Source organism: Neobacillus sp. FW104-15D2, from assembly GCF_058790155.1.
In genome coordinates this window covers 1-11,243 of sequence record NZ_JBYTCJ010000055.1, presented here as the reverse complement: position 1 = coordinate 11,243, position 11,243 = coordinate 1, and the positions used below count along the sequence as shown (strand labels likewise).

6 protein-coding genes and 13 tRNA genes are annotated in these 11,243 nt (G+C 40.9%); 1 reads left to right on the top strand and 18 read right to left on the bottom strand.

Annotated elements, in window-relative coordinates; all coding sequences use genetic code 11:
- The first annotated feature begins 314 nt into the window (after positions 1–314).
- The gene (locus tag AC3WR0_RS24935; RefSeq protein WP_492554779.1) at positions 315–1,091 is read left to right on the top strand and encodes a TraR/DksA C4-type zinc finger protein; all 777 of its coding nucleotides are present in this window, start codon (positions 315–317) and stop codon (positions 1,089–1,091) included.
- Positions 1,092–1,116: 25 nt separating this feature from the next.
- On the opposite strand, the gene AC3WR0_RS24930 is transcribed toward AC3WR0_RS24935, so the two are convergent.
- From AC3WR0_RS24930 to AC3WR0_RS24845, 18 genes are all read right to left on the bottom strand, one after another.
- Positions 1,117–3,525: a glycogen/starch/alpha-glucan phosphorylase gene (locus AC3WR0_RS24930; protein WP_492554778.1), complete on the bottom strand. Its 2,409-nt coding sequence runs from the start codon at positions 3,523–3,525 to the stop codon at positions 1,117–1,119.
- Entirely contained in the window at positions 3,515–4,966 is a 1,452-nt protein-coding gene (gene glgA, locus AC3WR0_RS24925) for a glycogen synthase GlgA (protein ID WP_492554777.1), read from the bottom strand. The genes AC3WR0_RS24930 and glgA overlap by 11 nt, the downstream gene beginning before the upstream one ends.
- Complete coding sequence (locus AC3WR0_RS24920) at positions 4,963–5,991, bottom strand: GlgC family sugar phosphate nucleotidyltransferase (protein WP_492554776.1); 1,029 nt, start codon at positions 5,989–5,991, stop codon at positions 4,963–4,965. Before AC3WR0_RS24920 ends, glgA begins: the two co-directional genes overlap by 4 nt.
- A 30-nt stretch (positions 5,992–6,021) precedes the next feature.
- Entirely contained in the window at positions 6,022–7,155 is a 1,134-nt protein-coding gene (locus tag AC3WR0_RS24915; RefSeq protein WP_492554775.1) for a glucose-1-phosphate adenylyltransferase, read from the bottom strand.
- A complete protein-coding gene (glgB, locus tag AC3WR0_RS24910; protein WP_492554774.1) occupies positions 7,103–9,028 on the bottom strand; it encodes a 1,4-alpha-glucan branching protein GlgB in 1,926 nt (641 codons plus the stop codon). The genes AC3WR0_RS24915 and glgB overlap by 53 nt, the downstream gene beginning before the upstream one ends.
- 677 nt (positions 9,029–9,705) lie before the next feature.
- Positions 9,706–9,777 (bottom strand) — tRNA-Glu (locus tag AC3WR0_RS24905).
- A 4-nt stretch (positions 9,778–9,781) separates the two neighbouring features.
- Positions 9,782–9,872 (bottom strand) — tRNA-Ser (locus AC3WR0_RS24900).
- Positions 9,873–9,876: 4 nt separating this feature from the next.
- Positions 9,877–9,951, bottom strand: a tRNA-Asn gene (locus AC3WR0_RS24895).
- Positions 9,952–10,102: 151 nt separating this feature from the next.
- Positions 10,103–10,176, bottom strand: a tRNA-Ile gene (locus AC3WR0_RS24890).
- 5 nt (positions 10,177–10,181) lie between these two features.
- Positions 10,182–10,255 (bottom strand) — tRNA-Gly (locus tag AC3WR0_RS24885).
- A gap of 8 nt (positions 10,256–10,263) precedes the next feature.
- A tRNA-His gene (locus tag AC3WR0_RS24880) sits at positions 10,264–10,339 on the bottom strand.
- Between the two features lie 22 nt (positions 10,340–10,361).
- Positions 10,362–10,437: transfer RNA gene (locus tag AC3WR0_RS24875), tRNA-Phe, on the bottom strand.
- A gap of 8 nt (positions 10,438–10,445) precedes the next feature.
- Positions 10,446–10,521, bottom strand: a tRNA-Asp gene (locus AC3WR0_RS24870).
- Between the two features lie 3 nt (positions 10,522–10,524).
- Positions 10,525–10,598, bottom strand: a tRNA-Met gene (locus AC3WR0_RS24865).
- A gap of 184 nt (positions 10,599–10,782) precedes the next feature.
- Positions 10,783–10,875: transfer RNA gene (locus AC3WR0_RS24860), tRNA-Ser, on the bottom strand.
- A 17-nt stretch (positions 10,876–10,892) separates the two neighbouring features.
- Positions 10,893–10,969, bottom strand: a tRNA-Ile gene (locus AC3WR0_RS24855).
- A gap of 8 nt (positions 10,970–10,977) precedes the next feature.
- Positions 10,978–11,054, bottom strand: a tRNA-Met gene (locus AC3WR0_RS24850).
- Between the two features lie 20 nt (positions 11,055–11,074).
- A tRNA-Ala gene (locus AC3WR0_RS24845) sits at positions 11,075–11,150 on the bottom strand.
- Positions 11,151–11,243 lie beyond the last annotated feature (93 nt).

The window sequence follows — 11,243 nt, the reverse complement described above, 5'->3', positions numbered from 1 at the left end:
AAAAACCTATAAATATTGGATAGCTGAGGGTATTTTGTTTATTTTAAATAGCCTTACACAGACTTCTTGACAGTACCGCTTCGCCCGGTGAATGCACGACTTTGCCCATGAATGCACGAATTTGCCTGTGAATGCATGACTTTGCCCATATTAAGACTGATATGCCCATCCTGTCCGCAGATGCTGTTAAACCTCTTATTCCTCTAACAAGACAATTACCAAGCCTTCATAATAGTGCCAGGTTTTTATAAAACGCTTAAGGGGTATTGTTTTAAGAGATTAATAGCCATTATAAAAGAGGATGTGATTTAACAATGCTTACAACAGACCAGCTAGATACATTAAAACAGATGCTTGTGGAAGATAAAGAAACAATTGAAGGCCAATTAAATTTGGACAGTAAATACAGTAATAATGATGCAAGCATGCGGGAAACAGTCGATGAATTGTCTGCGTATGACAATCATCCCGCTGACCTGGGGACAGAATTATTTGAACGTGAAAAAGAATTTGCGCTTGAGGACCACCAAGATGGCGAGCTCGAAAAAGTTAATGCTGCACTTAAAGCTATTGAAAAAGGAACATACGGAAAATGCGAGGAATGCGGGGAGGATATTCCGTATGAGAGACTTGAAGCTATCCCTTCAACCCTTTATTGTGTAAACCACTCTCAAGAACAATCAGGCGGAGATTATCGCCCAGTAGAGGAAGATATTCTTGAGCCACCTAAGGTTAACTCTTTCAGACATGAACCAAAAAATGGCGTTGTCGATACTCAGGATAGTTATGAAGAAGTTGCCAGGTTTGGAACCTCAGAAACTCCTTCGGACCTCGTTGGTGATTATGGTAGCTACAATGATTTATATAACGAGGGAAAAAACGAGGAATCATATACAGAGGATTACGAAACATATTCAGCCACAGATATCACAGGAACTGAAAAAACTGTTCTGCCTACAGAAAAAATGAAAGAATACGAAGATCTGCTGGACAGAAAAGGGATTGAGTCTAAGATTGGAGATATTCCTTATAAAAAGACTGACAGCTATGTTAATGATAAAACAAAAGACAAGGAAAAAGAGACTGAGTAATTTCAGTCTCTTTTTTTCAATGGACTTATGATAGTTTGATAGGTTTTACATGCCAAATCTCATCTGCATATTGCTGAATGGTCCGGTCACTGGAGAAAAAGCCGGATTGTGCAATATTTATCAGGCTGGATTTCAGCCATGCTTGCTGGTCCCGATACTTCCTGCTGATTTCCTCATGGATATCGGCATAGGAAGCAAAGTCCCGCAGAACGAAATACTGGTCATTATGGGAAAGCAAGGAATCATAGATGGGCATGAACTCCCCTTCTGCATCCTTGTTAAAAAAACCATTGATTAGCTGCTCGGTAATCTGACGGATTCTCTTATCATGGTGATAATATTCAGTGGAGTGATACCCGCCATTCCTCTGATAATTAAGAACTTCTTCTGCCGTTAAACCAAACAAAAAGATATTATCCCTGCCAACCATTTCAGTTATCTCAACATTAGCTCCATCCAGCGTTCCAGCAGTAAGGGCACCATTCATCATGAATTTCATATTTCCAGTTCCGGAAGCTTCTTTACTGGCTGTAGATATTTGTTCACTTATATCAGATGCAGGGAATATCTCCTCTGCCAAAGATACATTATAGTTTTCAAGGAAAACTATCTTTAATTTTTCCCTCGTAGCAGGATCCCGGTTTACCTTCTCCGCAACTGAATTTATCAATTTAATTATTTTCTTTGCATAATAGTAGCCCGGTGAAGCCTTAGCTCCAAAAATAAATGTTCTTGGGAATAAAGGATAGCTCGGATCCTCTTTTAATCTATTATACAAATACATAATATGAAGTATATTCAGTAACTGACGCTTATAGGCATGGAGCCGCTTAACCTGTACATCAAAAATGGAATCAATATCAACAGTAATGCCCGTTTTTTCGTAAATCCTGCCTGCAAGTCTTTGTTTATTAATCCTTTTAATTTTGCCCAGTTCTTCCAGTACAGAAGGATCATCCGTATAGCTCCTAAAATTGGAAAGATCCTGAGGCGAAGAGATCCAGGATGTGCCAATACTCTCAGTAATTAATTTGGAGAGAAGCGGGTTGGCCTTTAGAAGCCAGCGTCTATGTGTAATACCGTTTGTCTTATTGTTGAACTTTTCAGGTGAGAGCTCATAGTAATCGTTCATTTCACGGTGCTTTAGAATCTCAGTATGGAGCTTAGCGACCCCATTCACACTATGGCTTCCTACAATAGCCAGCGGAGCCATTTTTACCTGATCATGGGCAAGAATAGCCATTCTTTCAATGCGCTGCCAATCACCAGGATATTTGTCCCAGAGCTCACGGCAAAAACGTTCGTTGATTTCATAGACTATCATATAAATTCTTGGGAGCAGCGGCTTAAATATGCGAACTGGCCACTTTTCTAATGCTTCCGCAAGAGTAGTATGGTTTGTGTAGGAAATGGTATTGACAGTAATCCTCCACGCTTCATCCCAGCCAAGACCCTCATCATCCATCAGGATTCTCATTAATTCTGGAATCGCTAAAACAGGATGAGTATCGTTTATATGAATGCTAATATGTTTATCAAATTCAAGCAGATTAAAATTCTTCTTTTTAAAAGATTTCACAATGGCCCTTAAGCTTGAGGCAACAAGAAAATATTGCTGTTTAAGGCGCAGAATTTTCCCTTCGTCATGAGTATCATCTGGATATAAAAATTCAGAAATCGATTCAGTATCTTTTTTATATTTTAAGATATCTACATTGAGTGGAAATTGGGATGGTACTGCACTCCAAAGACGCAGTGTATTAACGTTGCCATCATTAAAGCCTGCCACGGGTACATCATAAGGAACAGCAGATACAGGCTCTGCATTAACATGGCGGAATACAAGACGTCCATTTTCGGTCGTATAGCTCTCTACGTGTCCCCAAAATGGAATTTCTTCTGCTTCCTCTGGCTTTCTTACCTCCCAAACGTAACCGTGCTTTAGCCATTGCTCTGGAAACTCTATTTGATATCCGTCCACAATTTTTTGTTCAAAAAGGCCATGCTTATAACGGATACCACATCCATGGCAAGGCAGGCTTAAGGAGGCAAGCGAATCTAGGAAACAAGCAGCCAGACGGCCAAGACCGCCATTTCCAAGACCTGCATCTGCTTCTTCTTCCTCGAGGCTGTCAAGGTCAATTCCGAGCTCAGCAAGACCCGTTCTGACAGTCTCCTCAACTCCAAGATTAATGAGGTTCTGCCGCAGAAGTCTGCCCAGCAAAAATTCAATCGATAAATAATATACTTGTTTATCTGCATCCGTCCTATATAGTTCATTTGTACGGATCCAATTTTTACTTACGTATTCCCTAACCATGCTTCCCAAGGTCAGAAACTGATCAGTTTGAGTACTTTCTTTAAAGCTTACTCCGCACATCATCTCAAGTCTTTTTAAAAAAGTCTCTTTAAACTCTGCTTCATTAGAAAACATCGCCATCACTCCCTGAGATGAGTTCTTGGTACAACTCCATATACTTTACAGCTGATTGCTCCCAGCTAAAGTCGATCTCCATTGCATTTTCAACAATACTCCCCCAAGCCGTCTTATCCTCGTAAAAGCGTACAGCCCGCTCAATCGTAAAGAGCATGTCATGGGCATTAAAGTTTTTAAAAGAAAAGCCATTTCCTAGGCCAGTAAACTCATTGTATGAAGTAACAGTATCATTTAATCCACCGGTTTCCCTTACTATTGGAATGGCTCCATATCTCATCGCAATGAGCTGGCTAAGCCCGCAAGGCTCAAATTTAGATGGCATTAAGAACAAATCTGCACCCGCATAAATCTGGTGAGCGAGTTTTTCATCAAAACCAATATACACCCTGCATTGATTCGAATATCTTTCAGACATTTCCCTGAAAAATCCTTCAAATTCAGGATCCCCGGTCCCCAGCACAACAAGTTGTACACCCGTCTCCATAATTTCATGAAAAACCCCACGGACCAACTCCATACCTTTTTGGTTTGTCAGCCTTGAGATCATTGCCATGAGGGGAACATTCTCGTCCTCCGGCAGCCCGAACAGCCTTTGGACCGCCTCTTTGTTGGCCGCCCGGCCCTCGAACTCCCCAACATGGAAGGAGGCAGCAATATCCTCATCCGTTTCAGGGTTATATAGTTCGTCGTCAATTCCGTTTAGGATACCGACAAAGTCTGAATTCCTCTGTCTGAGGATTCCATCAAGCCTTTCCCCCAAATAAGGAGTCTGGATTTCATCCTTGTAGGTTGGACTGACAGTTGTTATTTTATCTGAAGCAACCAGTGCCGCCTTCATAAAGCTTATATTTCCGTAAAACTCTAAATGATGCGGATGGAAATAATATTCTGGAAGTCCCAATAGATCTCCCATGACTATTCTTGGAAAGATCCCCTGAAATTGCAGATTATGAATAGTAAATACGGTTTTAATATGTTTATATTCTCTCCGCCTGCTGTATTCTTCTTTTAATAAAAATGGAATCATTCCGGAATGCCAGTCATGGCAGTGGAGAATATCTGGGTAAAAATCAAGATAAGATAAGCTATCGAGCACAGCCCGGGTAAAATAGGCAAATCTTTCACCATCATCATATTCACCGTATAGCTGGCTGCGTTGAAAGTAAAATTCATTATCTACAAAGTAAAAATGAATTCCATCCTGTACCAATTCCTCTATTCCGCAATACTGTTTCCGCCAGCCAAGCTGAACAGTAAATTCTGCCACCTTCACCATTTGACTTTTATACTCATCTGAAATGGTCTTATACTTTGGCAGGATTACCCTGATATCTGTCCCTAGTTTTTTTAATTCCTTAGGCAGTGATCCTGCAACATCTGCAAGCCCCCCCGATTTAATAAATGGGACACATTCAGAAACAGCAAATAAAATTTTCACGAGTTGATCCACGCTCCCTGTACGGTGCCTTTTCGAATTACATATGGAGAATCGCAGGATGATTTGATCATTGCTCCGTTCTCAATCCTGACATCTTTATCTAGAATTACCGAATCCAGCACACAATTTTCACCGATTTGAGACTTTTGCATGATAATGCAGTTTTTAATTACAGCACCTTTGCCAATTCTAACTCCTCTGGCGATTATACTGTTTTCCACATGTCCTTCAATTAATCCTCCATTTGCAACGATGCTGTTTTTAACCATTGCCCCTTTGAGGTAATTGGTAGGCGGTTCATCTTTTACCTTTGTTAATATTGGACTCTCTTTTATAAAAAGCTGCTGCCAAATTTCTGGCTTTAGTAAGTCCATGTTAGCAGAATAATACTCTTTAATAGAATTAATCATAACAGCATAACCTACATATTCGTACTGACAAAGCTTCAGTGGGCTGTTAATATCCGAAATAATATCCTTAATGCTTAGATATCCAGTTTCGTGACGTGTTTCTATCAATTCAATTAATAGAGATGTCTTAATAAGATAAACTCCCATAGGATTTTTTTGATGTCTTACCTCTGTTACATCACATCCGGATTCGATATGATAATTTAATAATGGACCAAAATCCATATTAAAAACAGTATAGGCATTAGCGATTAAAGCGTATTCCTGAGTGCTTCGCTTCAAGTAATCTATGTTATCAGAGAAATGTTCCAATGAACCAATCCCAAAGTAAGGCTTATCACTATTAGGGGCTGGGAAAAAGAAAAGCCCATCCCTTTTTCTGTTTAAATCCCAATCCCTTCCCGAACCAAGATGGTCCATTAAAGAACGGTATTGGAATTTAGGAAATATCCCAACACTCTCTACACCCGAGTTCACCATATTTGAAAGTACAAAATCTATCAGCCTGTAACGTCCTGCAAATGGGATAGCTGCAACTGACCGGTGTACAGCCAGTTCCCTCAATTCCTCATGAAAGGTTGTTGCATCAATTATTCCAATCAAACGCTTATTCATATATTATCCCCTCCGCTGTAAATCTTATATTTATTGGAACATCTCTTCAGAAACCAGTAGGATTTCCTCTTCGCCTTCTTCCGGTCGAATAATAGATCCATCGGGAACATGAACGCCGGCAGATACAATCGCCTTTTCTATGAAGCAGTTTTTACCGATAACAGCATCAGGCATAATAACAGAATGTTTTACTGACGTACCTTTTTCTACGGTTACCCCTTGAAAGATTACTGATTTTTCAATATCGCCTTCAATTATGCACCCTTCATTTACAAGACATTCTGATACTTTAGCTTCATGAGAAATATACTGCGGAGGACGGTTTGGATTCACGGAGTAAATTCTCCAGGAATGATCATAAAGGTTTAATTCATTGTCATCTGCAAGTAAATCCATATTTGCTTCCCAAAGGCTTTTTACCGTTCCAACATCCTTCCAATACCCTTTGAAAGGATATGCCTTGAGTTTCTTTTCATCACCTAACATAAGGGGGATAATATCCTTACCAAAATCATGGCTGGAACCGGCCGTTGCTTCATCCTTTTCAAGATATTCCTTAAGGACTTTCCAATTGAAAATATAAATTCCCATCGACGCAAGGTTATTTTTTGGATTTTTTGGTTTTTCATCAAAATCTGTAATGTTAAAATTGGTATCTGTATTCATAATGCCAAATCTGCTGGCTTCATCCCATGGAACTTCAATTACCGAAATAGTGGCGTCCGCATTTTTCTCTATATGATACTCTAGCATTTCTTCATAATTCATTTTGTAAATATGGTCACCAGATAAGATAAGTACATATTCAGGATCATATTGTGTCAAATACTTGATATTCTGATAAATCGCACTTGCTGTCCCGGAGTACCATTTTACTTCCGATGACTCAGTATATGGAGGAAGTACAGTTACACCCCCATTTTTTCTGTCCAGGTCCCAGGCGCTGCCAATCCCGATATAGGAATTTAATTCAAGTGGCTGATACTGGGTCAGCACACCTACTGTATGGATCCCAGAATTTGTACAATTGCTCAAAGTAAAATCAATGATTCTATATTTCCCGCCAAAGGGCACTGCCGGCTTTGCCAAATCCTTTGTTAGCGAATGGAGCCTACTTCCCTTTCCTCCTGCCAGAAGCATCGCTACGCACCGTTTCTTTTTCATTATTTTCGCTCCCCTTTCTTTGTCTAACAGGTCGTAAAATGGAAAAACCAAATGGAGAAATATTCATTGTTATTGAATCTGGTTTACCATGAAACGAAACTGGTTCTGCCTTAATAGCCTTTTTATTTACAAATCCTGAACCTCCAAAATCCTGGCTGTCACTATTAAAAATTTCTTTGTAAGTGCCTGACTGTGGAACCCCTATCCGATAGTCGGTATAGCTGACCCCCGTAAAGTTACAAACAATGACTAGTGCTTCTTCAGGATTTCTTCCCTTTCTGAGGAATGAAAAAACAGATTGGTGATAATTATTTGCATCAATCCATTCGAATCCATCCGGAGAATCATCAAGCTCGTAAAGCGGTTTTGAACGTTTGTAAAGCTTGTTTAATTCAATAACAAATTTATTTATCTTTTCGTGCATTTCATAGTCAAAAAGGTTCCAATCCACCTGTTCCTTAAATTTCCACTCAGAAAATTGGCCCAGCTCTGTTCCCATAAAGGTGAGCTTTTTACCTGGATGACTATACATATATCCTAACAATAGCCGCAGCTGAGCAAATTTTTCCCAATACTCGCCGGGCATCTTATTAAGCAGAGATTTTTTCCCATGGACAACTTCATCATGGGAGAAGGGAAGAATGAACTTTTCGGAAAATGCATACATAAGCGAAAAGGTTACTTTATTATGGAGATGAGAACGGTGGTAAGGGGCTTCTTCCATATACTTCAACATATCATTCATCCAGCCCATATTCCATTTGTATGTAAATCCTAGACCCCCATCTTCAACAGGAGCGGTGACTTTGGGCCAGTCCGTCGAATCTTCGGCGATCATCATCACTGAAGCATCCTCATCTGCGATCGCCTTATTAAGCTTTCTTAAAAAATTAATCCCAAAAGGATTTTCCTTATTGGCGGTGTTTGGCCAATAAATAATATTTGCCACTGCATCTACCCGAAATCCGTCAATATGGTATTTTTCCATCCAAAACAGAGCACACGATATAAGAAAACTGTTTACCTCAGTTTTACCTAAATCAAAATTGGCAGTACCCCATTCATAGTTTTCCCGATCTGGTTCATAGGAGTAGTCATAGGCATAGCTTCCGTCGAAGCGATATAGGCCTTGCGAGTCTTTACAAAAATGTCCTGGTATCCAATCGAGAATCACACCAATACCGTTTTGATGACACTGATCCACGAAGAACATAAAGTCTTCCGGTGTTCCATAACGGCTGGTTATTGAGAAATATCCTATCGTTTGATACCCCCATGATATGTCGAGCGGATGCTCAGTTAAAGGCAACAGTTCAATATGGGAATATCCCTGGCTTTTAACGTATGGTATTAAGTCTTCAGCCAATTCTCTATATGTAAGAAAAGATCCGTCTTCTTTCTTTTTCCAGGAGCCAGCATGAACTTCATAAATCGCAAGGGGATCATTATATGATCTGTTCCTTTTTTTAAGCCATTTTTGATCATTCCATTTATAACCTTCAAGGGGATAAACAATGGAAGCAGTACGCGGACGCAGTTCTGAATAAAACGCGAATGGATCAGCTTTCAATAACCTCTCGCCTGTGGAAGAAAGTATATCGTATTTATAAAGGGTGTTTGATAAGTCCCCTGGCAATGAAATAAACCAAACCCCTTCCTTGTTAATTTTCTCCATAGGATAACTGCTGCCATCCCAATTGTTAAAATCCCCTGCCAAGCCCACTTTTTCCGCTGTGGGTGCCCAAACACAAAATTGAGTATATGTCTCATTCTCATCTTTTATGACATGGGCACCAAACAAATGATGGCTTTTATATAAGTTTCCTTCATGAAATAAATGCAGTTCAAAATCTGTTGGATAACAGCCCATCATTTATACCCTCCGCTAATTTTTTTGCTACTTCAGTAATATTCTAGTATCCTTTCTAAACTCCTTGTAAACATTTTCTCATTTTATTGACAACATTTTACAAAATACGCAGGACTTTCGATTTATTTCGATAACTTTAAACATTTTCTTAATAAATAATAGGTGTTTTATATATATTAGCAGAATTTTTAATGAATTATATATAGGTAATATTTCACTACTGCATAAAATAGAAAGATTTATAAGGAATAGGGCAAAATTAATTGCCTTAGATTCATTGGGGGTCCTAATATTCATATTACCTCCGCAATAACCTTGTAAAACGCCGAGGATTTACAAAACGGAAAGAAAGTATTTAGTGATTTTGGTATTTTTATCTGGGATGAAATCAGAGGAGCTCTGGAAGGCTTCTAAGCGATTATTTAATAACGGCTATAATATTTATTGCGATTGATATAAGAAGCCATTAGTAAGGGTGTGTAGATGGTCACACACCTACTTAGTGATTTAGTATAAGGGTACATTGAAGGGGATTTATCATTAAGAGACTGTACATCTGTTGTTTACGAGATAACTAATATCTATATTTCATTTGAATTTCATAGCTTTGTCATAATGTCTTGGTAAAATAATAGAAAACAAAAAAAAACTGCTGACATAATGTCAACAGCCTTTTTTTATGACCCCTACGGGATTCGAACCCGTGTTACCGCCGTGAAAGGGCGGTGTCTTAACCGCTTGACCAAGGGGCCATTATGGCGGAGAAGGAGGGATTTGAACCCTCGCGCCGGTTACCCGACCTACACCCTTAGCAGGGGCGCCTCTTCAGCCTCTTGAGTACTTCCCCATAATGGCTCCACAGGCAGGACTCGAACCTGCGACCGATCGGTTAACAGCCGATAGCTCTACCACTGAGCTACTGTGGAATAATTAAATTATAATTCCTAAACTCTGTTTAAAAGACTGTGTCCCCGCCTCAGAAAGATCCGCATGATGCGGCTCGGCGTGTACAACTCGAAGCTGAGCCATGATGCTCTGCTCGTCTCTACCACTGAGCTACTGTGGAATAATAAAAAATGGGCCTAAATGGACTCGAACCATCGACCTCACGCTTATCAGGCGTGCGCTCTAACCAGCTGAGCTATAGGCCCATATATGGAGCGGGTGATGGGAATCGAACCCACTACATCAGCTTGGAAGGCTGAGGTTTTACCAGTAAACTACACCCGCATATAAAATGGGGCGACTGATGGGAATCGAACCCACGAATGCCTGAACCACAATCAGGTGCGTTAACCACTTCGCCACAATCGCCACAATATGAATTTAATTAAAATGGTGGCTCGGGACGGAATCGAACCGCCGACACAAGGATTTTCAGTCCTTTGCTCTACCGACTGAGCTACCGAGCCAATAAAAATGGCGGTCCCGACCGGGATCGAACCGGCGATCTCCTGCGTGACAGGCAGGCATGTTAACCGCTACACCACGGGACCAGATTGCGGGGGCAGGATTTGAACCTGCGACCTTCGGGTTATGAGCCCGACGAGCTACCGGACTGCTCCACCCCGCGACGATAAAAAGTATTCAATTTGTCCATGCGCTTATAAAGCGTTCAGACTGTCCTCAACTCAGAAAGCTAATTCAAGCAGCCGCTCGTTGAGTACAACTCGCAGTTTTTCGATGAAGTAACGCTCGTTGCTCCACCCCGCGACGATAAAAAACATTTAATTTGTCCATGCCCTTTAAAAAGCAAATGGAGGAGGAAGAGGGATTCGAACCCCCGCGCGGTTTGACCCGCCTGTCGGTTTTCAAGACCGATCCCTTCAGCCGAACTTGGGTATTCCTCCGTATATATTAACGGTAATGGTGGACCTTGTAGGACTCGAACCTACGACCGGACGGTTATGAGCCGTCTGCTCTAACCAGCTGAGCTAAAGGTCCAAAATATTTGGTAGCGGCGGAGGGGATCGAACCCCCGACCTTACGGGTATGAACCGTACGCTCTAGCCAGCTGAGCTACACCGCCAAACATATTTAGAAAAATTATGGTGGAGACTAGCGGGATCGAACCGCTGACCTCCTGCGTGCAAAGCAGGCGCTCTCCCAGCTGAGCTAAGCCCCCATGAAAATTAAAAGGAAATGGTCGGGAAGACAGGATTCGAACCTGCGACCCCTTGGTCCCAAACCAAGTGCTCTACCAAGCTGAGCTACTTCC